Origin of the sequence: Curtobacterium sp. MMLR14_006, assembly GCF_001864985.1 — a bacterium.
GTDB lineage: Bacteria > Actinomycetota > Actinomycetes > Actinomycetales > Microbacteriaceae > Curtobacterium.
This window is the reverse complement of sequence record NZ_MJGU01000012.1, coordinates 430436-445447: the sequence shown is the minus strand read 5'-3', so window position 1 is coordinate 445447 and position 15012 is coordinate 430436. Positions and strand designations below refer to the sequence as shown.

The following is a 15012-nucleotide window of genomic DNA, read 5'->3' as shown; positions in this document are numbered from 1 at the left end:
CCGCCACGGGCCTCCCGACCGTCGCCCCGCCGGTCGCGACACCCCGCTCACCTCCGCGCGCTGGTCACGACGCGTCGCCTGGTGACGCCTCGGCCGAGGGCCTGCGGCCGCCCGGCGGCCGGACGTCGGCGTGTCGACAGGAACGGCTCAGACGTTCCGTGACCACCCACCGGTACGGTGGGCGCGTGTTCGGACGACGCTCCCCCAGCCCCCGCCCCGACGACCGCCCCGGGCTCGGGATCGGCGCCCTCGTGCAGGTGGTCGACACCGACCGCGGCGGCGAGCAGTGGGCCGACGAGCCGATCGGCGTGATCGTGGCGCCGGGCGGCAGCCAGATCGGCGGGCTGCAGCGCACCTGGACCGTCGCGTTCGAGGAACCCGCATGGACGAAGGACGGCCGCGGCCCCTTCGAGCGCGCGACCGTCCTGAGTCGTCAACTGGTGCCGGTCACGACCGACACCGCGGAGTAGTCCGGGTCAGTACTCTTCGGACCCGCTCTTCATCATGGCGGCGACGGCCATGCAGCAGCCCACGCCGCCGAGCACGCCGACGCCGATGATGATGCCTGCGATGAGTTCGAGCATGGGGTGACTCCTTGGTTGCGAGCGTACGGCTGGTCTCAGGTTAGCGGATGCCGCGCATGAGCCTCAGCACCGGCTTGGTGACGAGCAGGAGCACGACGCCGACCGCGACCGCGACGAGTCCGAGCACCGTGAAGTACGGCGCCTCGTGCTCCGGGTCGTAGTACTGGGACAGGACGCCGGTGGCCGCGGTGCCGAGCGACACCGAGAGGAAGAACAGCGCGACCATCTGCGTCTGGAACTTCGCCGGCGCGAGCTTCGTCGCCACCGACTGGCCCACGGGCGACAGCAGGAGCTCGGCGAGCGTGAACACGAGCAGGATGCCGACGAGTGCGAGCAGCGGGGTGCCGTTCTCGCCGGTGCCGACGAACGGCAGGAAGAGCAGGAACGCGACGCCCATGATGCCGGTGCCGAGGCCGAACTTCGTCGGGGTGGACGGCTGCCGGTCGCCCAGCCGGGTCCAGAGCGCCGCGAAGACGCCGGAGAGCACGATGATGAAGACCGGGTTGATCGACGTCACCCACGACACGGGCATCTCCGAGCCGAACACGGACCGGTCGAGCCGCTGGTCCGAGTAGATCGTGACGACGGTGAACTGCTGCTGGTACAGCGACCAGAAGACCGCGCTGCCGATGAACAGCGGGATGAAGGCGAACACGCGCGAGCGCTCCTGCGGGGTGATCCCGCTCGACAGGATCACGACGAAGTAGCCGATGGTCGCGAGCACGACGACGGCGACCACGACGAGGGGCAGGGTGTCGACGGTCAGCAGACCGGTCAGCACGGCGACCACGACGAGCACCAGGGCGACGACCGCTCCCACGACGATGAGCGGCAGCCGGCGTCGGTCGACGGGGTTGGTGACGTCGCGCACGACCTCGGGCAGGTGCTTCCGGCGCACCGCGTACTGCGTGAGCCCCGCGGCCATGCCGACCGCGGCGAGGCCGAACCCGTAGTGGAAGCCGAGCGTGTTCTGCAGCAGCCCGGTGAGCAGCGGGCCGGCGAAGGCGCCGAGGTTGACGCCGAGGTAGTACAGCGAGAACCCGGCGTCGCGGCGGACGTCGTCGCGGCGGTAGAGGCCGCCGACGATCGTCGTGGCGGTCGCCTTGAGTCCGCCGGACCCGAGCGCGATGAGCACGAGGCCGACGCCGACCCCGGCGACCCCGGGGATGAGCGCGAGGGCGATGTGCCCGAGCATGACGACGACGGCGCTGCCGAACAGGGTCCGGTCGGCGCCGAGCAGCCGGTCGGCGATCCAGGCTCCGATGATGGTGAACAGGTAGACCGCGCCGCCGTAGGCCCCCATGATGCCGGTCGCGACGCCCTCGCTGATGCCGAGGCCGCCCTCGGTGACCGTGTAGTACATGTACAGCAGGACGATGCCCTGCATGCCGTAGAACGAGAAGCGCTCCCACAGTTCGACGGCGAACGGGGTGGAGAGCTCGAACGGTTGTCCGAAGAAGGTGCGGCCACCCCGATCCGGCTGCTCGGTGCGGGACTTGTGTGACGGGGTGGTGCGGGACATGACGGCCATGATGCCCGCTCGGTCCAGCTTCCGCCGATTCCCCGAGGGCGGCTCGCGTCCACCGGGCGTCCCGCCGACGGGTCCGTCGGTTGGAGGGTTCCCACGACCGGTCCGCGCGGTCGGCGCTCGCCCGTTGTGCCCCCGGCACGGTTGTCGAGCGGCACACGGCCGGGCTGTCTAGCGTGGACGGAGCGCCACCGGACACCGCAGTTCCCAGGAGGACCCCGACCATGGTCGACACCGCACCCGCACGTTCCGCCGCCCGCCCCGCCGGGGCCGCCGCCCCGACCGACGCCGACGCCGACGCGGCGCCCGCCCCCGGCGTCGTCACCGAGGGTGCGCCGAAGCCCGACGCGACCGGTGACCCCGCCGGCGGCACACCGACCGCGGGCACGGACACGGACGTGCAGATCGACGTCGCCGTGGTGCAGCAGCTCCTGCTCGGCCGGTGGGCGGACGACCGCCGCATCTCGCGGCGGCTCGCGCTCGACCCGGCGATGCACAAGATCGAGGGCATGGCGTACGCCGACGCGCGTGCCCGCACGCTCGACCAGCTGCGCATCCTGGTCGACGCCGGGGCGATCCAGCGGCCGTACCCCGAGGAGTTCGGCGGCCAGAGCAACCACGGCGGCAACCTCGCCGCGTTCGAGGAGCTCACCACCGCCGACCCGTCGATGCAGATCAAGGCCGGTGTGCAGTGGGGTCTGTTCGGCTCTGCGGTGCACCACCTCGGCACGGAGCGGAACCACCGCGAGTTCCTGCCGGGCATCGTCTCGTTCGACGTCCCCGGCTGCTTCGCGATGACGGAGACCGGGCACGGCTCGGACGTCCAGAGCATCGCCACCCGCGCCACCTACGACCCGGAGACGCAGGAGTTCGAGATCCACACGCCGTTCCGCGGCGCGTGGAAGGACTACATCGGCAACGCCGCCCTGCACGGCAAGGCCGCGGTCGTGTTCGCGAAGCTCGTGACGCAGGGCGTCGACCACGGCGTGCACGCGTTCTACGTGCCGCTCCGCGACGCCGACGGGGCGTTCCTGCCCGGCGTCGGTGGTGAGGACGACGGCTACAAGGGCGGCCTGAACGGCATCGACAACGGCCGGCTGCACTTCGACCACGTCCGGGTCCCCCGCACGAACCTGCTCAACCGCTACGGCGACGTCGCCGAGGACGGCACGTACTCATCGCCGATCGCCTCGCCCGGTCGGCGCTTCTTCACGATGCTCGGCACCCTGGTGCAGGGCCGGGTCTCGCTCGACGGGGCCGCGGTGGTGGCGCAGAAGATCGGGCTGCAGATCGCGCTCACCTACGCCGCGCAGCGCCGCCAGTTCCCGACCGGGGACGGCACCGAGGGCGTGCTGCTCGACTACGGCCGGCACCAGCGTCGGTTGATCCCGCGCCTGGCGACGGTGTTCGCGCAGTCGTTCGCCCACGAGCAGCTCCTGCGTACCTTCGACGACGTGTTCAGCGGGCGGCAGGACACCCCCGAGCGCCGTGAGGACCTGGAGACCCAGGCCGCGGCCTTCAAGTCGATGTCGACGTGGTCGGCGCTCGACACCCTGCAGGAGTGCCGCGAGGCGTGCGGCGGCGCCGGCTTCCTCGCCGAGAACCGGCTCACCGGGCTCCGCGCCGACCTCGACGTCTACGTCACCTTCGAGGGCGACAACACCGTCCTGCTGCAGCTCGTCGGCAAGCGGCTGCTCACCGAGTTCCGCGCCAAGGCGCCGAAGGACCCGGCCGCGACCGCACGGTTCGCGGCGTCGATCGCCGCGGGCAAGCTGGCGGACGCGAGCGGCGTGCGCCGCATCGGGCAGAGCGTCGCCGACCGTGGGTCGCTCGCGCGGTCCGTCGCCGACCTGCGCGATGCCGGCTCACAGCGCGCCCTGCTCGCGGGTCGCGTCGAGACGATGGTCGCCGAGATCGGTGTGCGTCTCGCCTCCGCGGGCAAGGACCGTGCACGCGCGGCGCGGCTGCTGAACCGCTCGCAGCACGAGCTCATCGAGGCGGCGAAGGCGCACGCCGAGCTCATGCAGTGGGACGCGTTCACCGACGCCCTCGAGCAGGTCCCCGAGGGCGACACCCGGCGGGTGCTCGTCTGGCTCCGCGACCTGTTCGCCCTCGGCCTGCTCGAGCAGCACCTGGACTGGTACCTGGTGCACGGGCGGCTGTCGGCGCAGCGGGCCCGGGCGGTGTCGGCCGGGGTCGACCGGCTCGTGGCCCGGCTGCGGCCGATCGTGCCCCGGCTGCTCGAGACCTTCGGCTACGAGGACGGGCACGTGCGTGCGCCGATCGCCCTCGGCGAGGAGCAGGCACGTCAGGACGAGGCCGCGGCGTGGTTCGCCGCCGAGGCCGCCGCCGGTCGTCTGCCCGAGCAGGAGAAGAAGCCCCGCGCGTAGCCGCTCGGTGGGGACGGTCCGGCCGGGAGGCACGGGTCGGCTCGTCCCCGCGGGCCCCACTCCGCCGCGCGCGAGTCCACAGCGCCGTGGCACGGCCGACCCTCGCCGGATCCGGTCCGCGCCCTGCCAGCGTCGTCGCGCCCCGAAGAGACGGGACGCGACGCCCGCCGCGGGGCGCGCTCGACGATCACTGCGCGGCAGCGACCGTGCGCGGGCACCCGAGCAACAGCCGCGCGCAGCCCGAGCGCACAGCCGGCGAGCCCTCGCCCGGACTACGCCTGGTCGGCCCCGCCGCGGTCGCCGAGCGCCCGGCGCAGTCGCGCCTCGGCGTCGTCGTCGGCTCCGGCGGCGGCGGCCGCTGCCTCGGCGTTCGCCTCGGTGACGGCGCGCACGACCTCTTCGCGTTGGATCTTCACCCCACGCGGGGCGTCGATGCCGATCCGCACCCCGTCGCCCCGGGCGTCGAGGACGGTGATGACGATGTCGTCACCGACGAGGATCCGCTCGCCGACCTTCCGCGTGAGTACCAGCACCCGCTCAGCCTAGCGACAGGACCGGGACCCCCAGCAGGTCGACGGACTCCGGCGTGGCGGTCTCCCCCGCCCCGATGGCGACGACGCCGGCGACGGGCAGCCGGTCGGCCACGGCGGACAGCATCGCCGCGGCGTCCTCGGGCTTCCGGCCGACGTCGACGACGACCCAGACCTGGTCGGCCTCGACGCCGTCGCCGGTCGCCCGGTCGTCCCAGGCGGCCACCGCCAGGACGGCGTGGCCGTCGCGGACGCCGTCGGCCCGCGCCAGGATCGCCGAGCGTCGGTCGGCGGCGTCGCTCGGCTGCAGGCCGTAGCGGAGCGCGAACAGCCCGGCGGCGGCGTCGACGTCGTTCGGCCGGCCGACGAGCAGCACCAGGTCGCCGTCCGCGGACCGCACGGCGGGGGCGGCGGGCCGGGCCACGCGCACGGCGCGGGCCGTGTCGGGGACGCTGGTCGGGCCTCCCGGCCGCGCGTCGGTGGCGGCCTGGAGGCGCGGGTCGACGTCCAGGGGCGCGTCCGGCTCCGGCAGCGCGCGCGTCGGGCGCGGGGCGCTCCCCGTGATGCCGTCCAGGGCGAAGCCGTCGAGCACCGAGGCGAACGCGTCGGCTCGGGTCGTCGCGGTGCCGTCGGTGCCGGCGATGCGGGCCTCGGTCGCCTCGGCGTCGGCCAGGAGCGCCGCGATCCCGATCCGCTGCACCGGCGTGCTCGCGATGGTGACCTGCGCGGTCGGCGGGTCCGTCGGGTCGGGGACCTCGACGGTGGCCTCGACGTGTGCCTTGCGGAACAGCCCGCCGATGCCGGGCGTGGTGACGCGCTCGGCGGCGACGATGCGCGCGGACGGCCCGAACTCGGCCCGGACGGCGTCGCGCAGGGCCTCGAGCGTCGCGCCGCTACGCTGCGATCGGGTCGGCGGCACGGACGACTCCCACGGTCTCGATGGTGGAGCCCGCGGCGGTGGCCTCCTGGTAGGAGAGCACCGGCAGGCCGTTCGACTGCGCCGCGACCATGCGGTGCACGGCGGGGCGCAGCTGCGGGGCGCAGACGAGCACGGCGGACAGGCCCTGGTCCTCGACGCTGCGCACGGCGTCGCGCAGGGAGCCGAGCACCTGCTCGATGCGGTGCGCGTCGATGACGATCTGGGTGCCCTGCTCCGACGGCCGCAGCCCCTCGAGCATCGCCTGCTCGAGCAGGGGGTCGATCATGATGACGCGCAGCGTGCCGGCGTCGGCGTGGCGTGCGGCCAGGGCCGGACCGAGGGCGGCCCTGGCGGCCTCGACGAGCCCCTCGGGGTCGGTGGACGCCTTCGCGCGGAGCGTCAGGGCCTCGCAGATGCGCCCGAGATCGTTGATCGGCACCCGCTCGGCGAGCAGCCCCTGCAGCACGCGCTGCAGCTCGGCCATCGACAGCATGCCGGGGACGAGCTCCTCGACCGCGGCCGGGTTGACCTGCTTGACGCCCTCGGTCAGGACCTTGACGTCCTCGCGGGTCAGGAGCCGGGCGGCGTTGTCGCCGATGACGGCCTGCAGGTGGGTGACGAGCACCGAGACCCGGTCGATGACGGTCGCCCCGGTCATCTCCGCGGCGTGCCGCAGCTCGGCGGGGACCCACTTGCCGGTCAGGCCGAAGACGGGTTCGACCGTCGTGTCGCCGGGCAGGCCGTCCAGGTGGTCGCCGAGCGCCAGGACGCTCCGCGCCGGGGCGGTGCCGCGGCCGGCCTCGACCCCGGCGATGCGGATCGCGTAGGTCGACGGGGGCAGGTCGATGCTGTCGCGGGTGCGCACCGGCGGGACGACGACGCCCATGTCGACGGCGACCTTGCGGCGGAGCGCCCGGACCCGGCCGAGCAGGTCGTCCGACGCGCCGCTGACCATGTCCACGAGGTCGGGGGCGAGCAGGATCTCGAGCGCGTGCACGCGCATCTGCTCGACGAGGTCCTCGGGGGTGTCGCCGGACGGGGCCGACGCCTCGAGCGCCTGCTGCTGCGCGGCCTCGCGCTCGGCCTTCGCGACGTTCTGGCCGATGCGCCACCCGGTGAACAGCAGCGTCGCGCCGACGAGCAGGAACGGCAGGATCGGCATGCCGGGGATGAAGCCCATGGCGATCGCGGCGACACCGGCGATGAGCAGCGCGTTCCGCGACTGCGACAGCTGCGTCGCGGCGGACGCGCCCATCTCCGACTCCGCGCCGGAGCGCGTCACGATCATGCCCGTGGACACCGCCATGAGCAGCGCGGGGATCTGGGTGACGAGGCCGTCGCCGATCGTGAGGATGCCGTACTTCGACAGGGCGTCGGTGGCGGAGAGCCCGTTCTGCAGCATGCCGATCGCGATGCCGCCGACAAGGTTGATGACGATGATGAGGATGCCGGCGATGGCGTCGCCCTTGACGAACTTCGACGCACCGTCCATCGCGCCGTAGAAGTCGGCCTCGGCGGACACCGCGGCGCGGCGCTCCTTCGCCTGCTCGTCCGTGATGAGGCCGGCGTTGAGGTCGGCGTCGATCGCCATCTGCTTGCCGGGCATCGCGTCGAGCGTGAACCGGGCGCCCACCTCGGCGACGCGCTCGGCGCCCTTCGTCACCACGACGAACTGGATGACGATGAGGATGAGGAAGATCACCGCGCCGATGATGATCGAGCCGGACACGGCGACGTGGCCGAACGCCTGGATGACGTCGCCGGCGAACCCCTCGCCGAGCACGAGCCGGGTCGACGCCACGTTCAGCCCGAGCCGGAACAGCGTCGCCACGAGCAGCAGCGACGGGAACACCGAGAAGTCGAGCGGCTTCTTCACGAACAGCGTCGTGAGCAGGATCACCAGCGCCAACAGGATGTTGATGATGATGAGGAAGTCGAGCAGGAACGACGGCACCGGCAGGATCAGCAGCAGGATGATGCCGACGATGAACACCGGGACGACGAGCTTCGGCAGGTCCTTGCGGTTCATGCGGGGAGTCCTTCGGGGCGGGGTGGTCGGAGCTTGCGGGGACGGAGGTCGCCGGTCAGGGTCGCGGGGTCGATCACCGTGGCGACCTCGGCGGCCGTGGTGGGAACGGGGGGCGCATGCGTGCCGGCCGCCGCACCGCGCGCCTTGAGCGCCATCACGAAGGACAGCACCCGCGCCACCGGCGTGTAGAGGTCGGCGGGGATCTCGTGGCCGAGCTCGCACGCGGCGTGCAGCGCCCGGGTGAGCGGCACGTCCCGGACGATCGGCACGCGCTCGTCCTCGGCACGGGACCGGATGACGTCGGCGACGGGTCCGGCTCCCTTCGCGACGACGCGCGGCGCAGACTTGCCGGGTTCGTACCGCAGGGCGACGGCGTAGTGGGTCGGGTTCGTCATCACGACGTCCGCGGTGCCGATCGCCTCGATCATCCGGTTGCGGCTCATCGCGAGCTGCCGGGAGCGGCGCTGTCCCTTGACGAGCGGGTCGCCGTCGCTCGACTTGTGCTCGTCCTTGACCTCGCGCTTCGTCATCCTGGTGCGCTTGCGGTTGCGCCGGACCACCACGAAGACGTCGATGGCCGCGAGCAGCAGTCCGGCGACGATCGCGGCCCGGAGCAGGGTGCCGGCGCCGTCGGCAGCGGCCTCGAGCACGGCGGACAGCGGGAGCGAGCCGCTCGTCATGAGCACGGGCATGAGGCCCTGCACGGCGAACCAGAGCACGAGGCCGACGACGGTGGTCTTGAGCAGGGCCTTGACCCCGTTCCAGAGCGCCTGCACGCCGAACACCCGCTTGAGGCCGGCGACGGGGTCGAAGTGCGACGGCTCCGGCATGAGCTTCCGGACGTGCACGCCGCCCTGCGCGACGGCGGCGGCCGTGACGGCGACGAGGACGACGGCGAGCGGCGGACCGAGCGTCGCCCCGATGCTCGCCATCGCGTCGTGGAAGACCTGGTCGACGGTGCCGATCGTCGGGTTCGCGATGACGGTGCGGACGGCCGCGAGCTGCGAGGTCCCCGCCGCCGCCGCGTTGCCGATCACCGACGGGACCATCATCGCCACGACGGCGATGCCGACCCACGCGCCGAGGTCCTGGGAGCGCCCGAGCTGGCCCTTCCGGTGGACCTCGCGCATGCGCTTGTCGGTGGCCTTCTCGGACTTCTCACCGCTGTCGGACATCGCTGGTCACCCCCGTCCCGTGATCGCCTGGACGGCGTCGCCGGTCAGCGACGACACCACCGAGGGCAGGGCCATGAAGAGCGCACCGGCGAAGAGCACGGTGAGCCCGATCTTGATCGGGAACCCGAGCTGGAACGCGTTGAGCGCCGGGGCGACGCGGGTGAGCAGCCCGAGGCCGACGTCGGCCAGGAACAGCACGACGACGAGCGGACCGGCGATCTGCAGGCTCGCCAGGAACATCTGCGACACGGCGGTGACGAGCAGCGGGGCGAGTGCGTCCACCCCGAAGGAACCGGTGAGCGGCACGGCGTCGAACGAGCGCACGAGGCCGCCGACGATGAGCTGGTACCCGCCGGAGGTGAAGAGCAGGGCGAGCGCCGCCATCTGGAACAGCCGGGTGAACTGGGCGCCGTTCACCTGGGACTGCGGGTCGAACGCCTGCGCCAGGGTGAACCCGCCGAACAGGTCGATGAGGGCGCCGGCGGACTGCACCGCGGCGAACACCAGGAACACGAGGAACCCGAGCCCGAGCCCGACCAGCAGCTGCGTCAGCAGCGCGAGCAGGAACGGCCCGGTCGCGAGCGACTCGTAGCCCACCGCGACGCGCGGTGCGACGCCGATGGCCAGGCCGAGCCCGAGGATCACCTTCACCGCGCCCGGGAACGCCCGGTACGAGAACGGCGGGGCGATCACGAGGAACGCCACCAACCGGACGCCGGCGAGCATGGTCGCCTCCAGTCGGTCGGCGTCGAACGCGAGCTCCACCGGCTACGCCCCGAGCAGCTTCGGGATCATGTCGAAGGCGACGTGGGTGAACGACACCATCTCCGAGATCATCCAGTTGCCGCAGACGACGAGGGCGATCGCGACGGCGACGGCCTTCGGCACGAACGAGAGCGTGACCTCCTGGATCTGCGTCACGGACTGGAAGAGCGAGATGGCGAAGCCGACCACGAGGGACGTCACGAGGACGGGCGCGGCGAGCTTGCCGGCCACCAGGAGGGCCTGGAGCACGAGGTCGATGACCGCCTGCTGGTTCACGCGCGCCCCCTAGACAACGTGGTAGCTCTCGATGAGCGACCGGATGATGAGGCCCCAGCCGTCGACGAGGACGAAGAGCAGGATCTTGAACGGCAGCGAGATCATCACCGGCGGGAGCATCATCATGCCCATCGACATGAGCGCCGCGGAGACGACGAGGTCGATGACCAGGAACGGGATGAAGATGACGAACCCGATGATGAACGCGCTGCGGAGCTCCGAGATGATGAACGCCGGGATGACGGTCGTCATCGGCACGTCGGCCGTCGACGCGGGGTTGTCCAGGCCGGCGGCGCGGGTGATGAGCGCCAGGTCCTCGTCGCGCGTCTGGTGGAGCATGAAGGTCCGGAGCGGCTTCGTGCCGATCTCGACGGCCTGGTCGAAGCTGAGGTGCCCGGCCAGGTAGGGCTGCAGCGCGTCGTCGTTGATGTGCCCGATCACGGGTGCCATCACGAACAGCGACAGGAACAGGGCGAGGCCGGCGATCACCTGGTTCGGCGGGATCGACTGCAGGCCGAGCGCGTTCCGGGTCATCGCGAGCACCACGAAGATCTTCGTGAACGACGTCATCATGAGCATGAGCGCCGGTGCGACGCTGAGCAGGGTGATGCCGATGAGCGTCACGACGGCGGACGACGGACCGCCGTCCGGACCGTTCACGCTGACGCTGAAGTCCCCGCCGGCGGGCGGCGTCGGGGTCGCCGGGGCGGTCGGCCCGACCGCGCCCGCGGCGTGCGCGCCCGTCGCGGTCACCATGAGGACGCCGGCGACGACGGTCACCCCGAGCAGGACGAGGGCCAGCACGCGCGCCGTGCGGACGGCGGTCACCCGGCCCGCCGGTTCCGCAGCGCGGACGCCGCCTGCCGCCACGTGTCCGCGGACAGGATCGAGCCCTGCAGCTGCGCCGCCGTCGGGACGACGGTGCGCTGCTGGCGTCGGTTGCGGGGGCGCATCGGCAGCGGTTCCGCGGTCACCGCGGTGTCGGACGGGAGGCCCGGGGTGGCGTCCGCGTGCAGCGCGAGTTCCTGACGGAACGCGTCGGCCGACGGGGCGGGACGCACCGGCAGCGTGACGGGACCGGTCACGATGGTGAGCTCGGGGGCGGGCGCCTGCCCGCTCGTGAGCAGGGTGACGCCGTGCTCGGAGACCCCGAGGACGAGGCGCTCCCCCTCGACGTCGACCACGACGACGCTCGCCTTGCCGCCGATCCCCTGCCGCCCGACGACCTCGACGGAGGCCGCGCGGCGCCCGGAGGTCCGCCCGCCGGTGAAGCGCTTGCGGCTGGCGCGGTGCAGCACCCACATGAGGGCGAGCACGACGCCGAGCGAGAGCGCGACGCGGAGGGTGATGAGCAGGGTGTCCACGGTCGGCGGCTCAGACGGATTCGGCGACGTCGAGGATGCGGGTGATGCGGACGGCGTAGTCCTGGTCGACGACGACGACCTCGCCGTGCGCGATGAGCCGCCCGTTCAGCAGCACGTCGGCCGGGGCACCGGCGCTGCGGTCGAGCTCGACGACGGCGCCCGGCTCCATGCCGAGCACGTCGCGCACCGACATCCGGGTGCGTCCGATCTCCACCGTGAGCGTCATCTCGACGTTGTTGATGCGGCCGAGGTTGCCCGTCGGCAGGGCCGCGGGGGCCACCGCCGCCGACACCGTGCCGTTCTCGCGCACGCGCAGCCCGAACCAGCCCCCGGGGACGCCGCCGGCGGTGAGCTCGAACACGACGGTGTCCGGGTCGGCGAGCAGCGACGCGGCCGACTCGCGGCTCGCCTCGCCGAGGACGCCGACGCCGAGCACGGACGCCGCGGCCTCGAGCGAGGGGCGCAGGACGTCGGTGACCGCCACGATGCCGTGCTCGGTCCCGCCCGCGGCGGTGATCGCCTCGAGGTCGGTGAGCACGAGGGCCAGGTCGGCCGACAGGCCGCCGACGAACGACGCGACCACGGCGTCCGCCGCCGCGTCGAGGACGGCGCTGGTCGCGCCTCCCGGCAGGAGCACCGCACCCAGGGGGGCGGCCGTCGGGAGCTGCGCCGCGAGCGACTCGGCCGCAGCGGTCTGGAGGGTGGTGACGGTCATGCGTGCTGCTCCGATGTGGTGGTGGTGACGACGATGCCGGCCAGGCGCGACCCGTTCGCGCCGACCGCGGCCGTGCCGACGGGCTCGCCGTCGACGGCGATGGTGAGGGGCCGGTGCTGCGGGTGCGGCAGGGGCAGGACGTCGCCGACGGCGAGTCGGAGCACCTGCTGCGGCAGGACCGTCGCCGACGCGAACCGCAGCCCGACCCCGACCGGCACACCGGCGAGCTGCGCGTCGAGCAGCGCCTGGGCGTCCGCCGGCGACGGCGTCGAGGCGGTCTCGCCGAGCTGCGGCAGCAACGCCTCGGCGGGCAGCGCGAGGGTGCCGGGCGCCACCCGGTCGCCGACGCGGATCGAGAACGACGCGACGATCATCAGGTCGGCCTTCTGCGCGGCCTGGGCGAACTGCGAGTTGAACTGGAAGCCACCCGTGGCGACCTCGTGCACGAGCAGCCCGCCGAACGAGTAGCGGAGGTCGTCGAGGGCGTCCTCGACGATCTTCCGCACGAGCGCCTGCTCGATCGGCGTGAAGGTGCGTTCCGGCGTCGGCAGCGGCTTCGAGGCGCCGAGCGCGTGCGACACCCAGGTGAGCGCGGCGTCGAGGGGCACCTGCAGCACGCCCTTCGCGCTGAGGTGGGCGATCGGCAGCAGCACCATGCCGGTGAGCGCCGGCAGCGAGGCGGCGTACTCGTCGTACGTCGTCATCTGCACCTGCTCGCAGGTGACCTGGCTCACGGCGCGCACCTTCGCGGTGAGCTGCGTGCCCCACTGCCGGGCGAACGTCTCGAAGGCGAGCTCGAGGACCCGGGCGTGCTCGCGGGCGAGCGTCGACGGGCGCGCGAAGTCGTACACCTCGGGCGCGGTCAGGGTCTCGGTCACGGGTGCGTCTATCGGTCGGCTGTGTGCCGGCCGTCAGTGCTGTACCCCGTAGTGGGGCGGTCGAGGGCTCCCCGGCGGTCGCTCCGCCCTGTGCGTCTGCGTCAGCCGGCGGTCGCTCCGTCCTGCGCCTTCGCGAGTGCCGGCATGAGGGCGCTGACGTCCTGGTCGGCGTTCGACAGCACCACGATGTCGACGCGGCGGTTCAGGGCGAGGTCGGCCTCGGTGCCACCCTTCGCCAGCGGCCGGCTCGACCCGAACCCGACGCTCTGCACGTGGTCGCCCGGCATGCCGCCCCGTTCGACCAGGTCGCGGAGCACCCCGGTCGCCCGCGCCGCGCTGAGCTCCCAGTTCGTGGCGTAGGGCGCCGTCGAGTTCCGCTGGTCGGCGTGGCCCTCGATGCTGACGTCGTGGTGGCTCGTCCGCAGCACCGGCGCGATCGCGTCCATGATCCCCTCGGCCTGCGCGGACAGGTCGGCGCTGTTCGTGCCGAAGTAGGTCTCGCTGCCGACCAGGCGCACCGTCAGCCCGCGGGCGTCGACCGTGAACTGCACGTTCGCGGTCTGTCCGGCCTTCGACAGGTTGCGCTGGATCGCACGCTCGAGCTTCGTCAGGTCGTCGAGCTCGCGCTTCGCCGCCGCGAGGTCCTGCTTCGACGCGGTCGTCGGCACCACCGTCGAGGCTGGGTCGACGTTCGTGTCCTTCGTGCCGGACGAGGCCGTGGAGTGGTCGGCCTGCGACTTGTCCGTCGAGTACCCGGAGCCGTCCTCGACCTGGTCCTTCGTCACGACGGTGCCGGACGCGGTGTCGACCTTCTGCGACTTCACCTCGCCGAAGCCGGTGGCGAGCGAGTTCTTCAGCTGGATGTACTTCTGCTGGTCCACCGTCGACATCGCGAACAGCACGAGGAACATGCACATCAGGACGGTGATCATGTCCATGTAGGACGCCATCCAGCGCTCGTCGGGGTGCTCGGCCTCGTCGTGCGACTTCTTCGCGCGACCACGGCCACGCCCGCGGGGGTTGGCGCTCATCGTCAGGCCGCCAGCTGCTGGTCGTCGGCGTCGACGCTCTTCGCGCCCTTGCCGCCCTTGCCCGCAGCCGCGTCGACCCGGGCCGCCGGCGGGACCATCGCCTTGAGCCGCTCGCCGAGCAGGCGCGGCTGGCTGCCCGCCTGCACCGCGAGCAGGCCCTCCATGAGCAGGGTCTGCCGGTCCGTCTCGAGCTGCGCGAGCTTCCGGAGCTTGCCGCCGAACGGCAGCCACAGGAAGTTCGCGGTGAGCAGGCCCCACAGCGTCGCGACGAACGCGCTCGCGATGAGCGGGCCGAGCTCGTCCGGCTTGCCGAGGTTCGCGAGCACGTGGGTCAGCGACACCACGGTGCCGATGATGCCGACGGTGGGCGCGAAGCCGCCGAGCCCCATGAAGAACGCGCTCGCGCTCCGCATCGGCGCGTTGTTCGACTCGATCTCGTCCTCGAGCAGGATCCGCAGCTCGTCACCGTCGGTGCCGTCGGCGATGTTCTGCAGCGCCTTCTTCATGAACGGGTCGTCGTGCTTGTCGGCCTCCTGCTCGAGGGCGAGCAGCCCGTTCGCCCGCGCCGTCTCGGCCAGGCCGACCACGTCGTCGATGACGGACTGCGGCGGGGTGACCTTGCCGGTGAACGCCTTCGGCACGGCCTTGAACGCGGCGAGGGCGTCCTTGAGCGTCGTGCTCGCGACCCCGCAGCCGATGGTGGCGACGAAGACGAGGAGCATCGGCGCGGGCAGGAAGAGCCCCGCCATCTCGACGTGCTCCATCTGCGCCATGCCGAACAGGGCGCCGAAGGCCAGGAGGATCCCGATGATGGTCGCGATGTCCACG

The 15012-nt window shown here is 72.6% G+C and carries 15 protein-coding genes; 2 read left to right on the top strand and 13 right to left on the bottom strand.

Annotated elements, in window-relative coordinates; all coding sequences use genetic code 11:
• Positions 1-185: 185 nt before the first annotated feature.
• Positions 186-470, top strand: coding sequence for a hypothetical protein (locus tag BIU94_RS05655; RefSeq protein ID WP_071297234.1), 285 nt, complete (start codon positions 186-188; stop codon positions 468-470).
• Positions 471-624: 154 nt separating this feature from the next.
• Here BIU94_RS05655 and BIU94_RS05650 read toward each other — a convergent pair whose 3' ends face one another.
• A complete protein-coding gene (locus tag BIU94_RS05650) occupies positions 625-2106 on the bottom strand; it encodes a peptide MFS transporter (RefSeq protein WP_139196308.1) in 1482 nt (493 codons plus the stop codon).
• 230 nt (positions 2107-2336) lie between these two features.
• Here BIU94_RS05650 and BIU94_RS05645 point away from each other — a divergent pair, with 230 nt between their 5' ends.
• Complete coding sequence (locus tag BIU94_RS05645; RefSeq protein ID WP_071255201.1) at positions 2337-4502, top strand: acyl-CoA dehydrogenase; 2166 nt, start codon at positions 2337-2339, stop codon at positions 4500-4502.
• 272 nt (positions 4503-4774) lie between these two features.
• On the opposite strand, the gene csrA is transcribed toward BIU94_RS05645, so the two are convergent.
• The 12 genes from csrA to BIU94_RS05585 form a co-directional block, all read right to left on the bottom strand.
• Positions 4775-5035, bottom strand: coding sequence for a carbon storage regulator CsrA (csrA, locus tag BIU94_RS05640; RefSeq protein WP_071255195.1), 261 nt, complete (start codon positions 5033-5035; stop codon positions 4775-4777).
• Positions 5036-5039: 4 nt separating this feature from the next.
• On the bottom strand, positions 5040-5951 hold the full coding sequence (locus BIU94_RS05635; RefSeq protein ID WP_071255188.1) for a hypothetical protein: 912 nt from the start codon (positions 5949-5951) through the stop codon (positions 5040-5042).
• Positions 5926-7980: a flagellar biosynthesis protein FlhA gene (locus BIU94_RS05630; protein ID WP_071255186.1), complete on the bottom strand. Its 2055-nt coding sequence runs from the start codon at positions 7978-7980 to the stop codon at positions 5926-5928. The genes BIU94_RS05635 and BIU94_RS05630 overlap by 26 nt, the downstream gene beginning before the upstream one ends.
• Complete coding sequence (locus tag BIU94_RS05625; RefSeq protein WP_071255184.1) at positions 7977-9155, bottom strand: flagellar biosynthesis protein FlhB; 1179 nt, start codon at positions 9153-9155, stop codon at positions 7977-7979. The genes BIU94_RS05630 and BIU94_RS05625 overlap by 4 nt, the downstream gene beginning before the upstream one ends.
• 6 nt (positions 9156-9161) lie before the next feature.
• Entirely contained in the window at positions 9162-9920 is a 759-nt protein-coding gene (locus BIU94_RS05620) for a flagellar biosynthetic protein FliR (RefSeq protein WP_254782923.1), read from the bottom strand.
• A 3-nt stretch (positions 9921-9923) separates the two neighbouring features.
• Positions 9924-10196, bottom strand: a complete 273-nt coding sequence (fliQ, locus tag BIU94_RS05615) for a flagellar biosynthesis protein FliQ (protein ID WP_071255183.1) — start codon at positions 10194-10196, stop codon at positions 9924-9926.
• A 9-nt stretch (positions 10197-10205) separates the two neighbouring features.
• Positions 10206-10952, bottom strand: a complete 747-nt coding sequence (fliP, locus tag BIU94_RS05610; RefSeq protein ID WP_254782939.1) for a flagellar type III secretion system pore protein FliP — start codon at positions 10950-10952, stop codon at positions 10206-10208.
• 68 nt (positions 10953-11020) lie between these two features.
• Positions 11021-11560, bottom strand: a complete 540-nt coding sequence (locus BIU94_RS05605; protein ID WP_071255182.1) for a flagellar biosynthetic protein FliO — start codon at positions 11558-11560, stop codon at positions 11021-11023.
• Positions 11561-11570: 10 nt separating this feature from the next.
• The gene (gene fliN / locus BIU94_RS05600; RefSeq protein ID WP_071255179.1) at positions 11571-12275 is read right to left on the bottom strand and encodes a flagellar motor switch protein FliN; all 705 of its coding nucleotides are present in this window, start codon (positions 12273-12275) and stop codon (positions 11571-11573) included.
• The gene (locus BIU94_RS05595) at positions 12272-13153 is read right to left on the bottom strand and encodes a flagellar motor switch protein FliM (RefSeq protein WP_083404605.1); all 882 of its coding nucleotides are present in this window, start codon (positions 13151-13153) and stop codon (positions 12272-12274) included. The genes fliN and BIU94_RS05595 overlap by 4 nt, the downstream gene beginning before the upstream one ends.
• A gap of 101 nt (positions 13154-13254) precedes the next feature.
• Positions 13255-14184, bottom strand: coding sequence for a flagellar motor protein MotB (locus BIU94_RS05590; protein ID WP_071255173.1), 930 nt, complete (start codon positions 14182-14184; stop codon positions 13255-13257).
• Between the two features lie 2 nt (positions 14185-14186).
• A complete protein-coding gene (locus BIU94_RS05585) occupies positions 14187-15011 on the bottom strand; it encodes a motility protein A (protein WP_071255171.1) in 825 nt (274 codons plus the stop codon).
• Between the last annotated feature and the right edge of the window lies 1 nt (position 15012).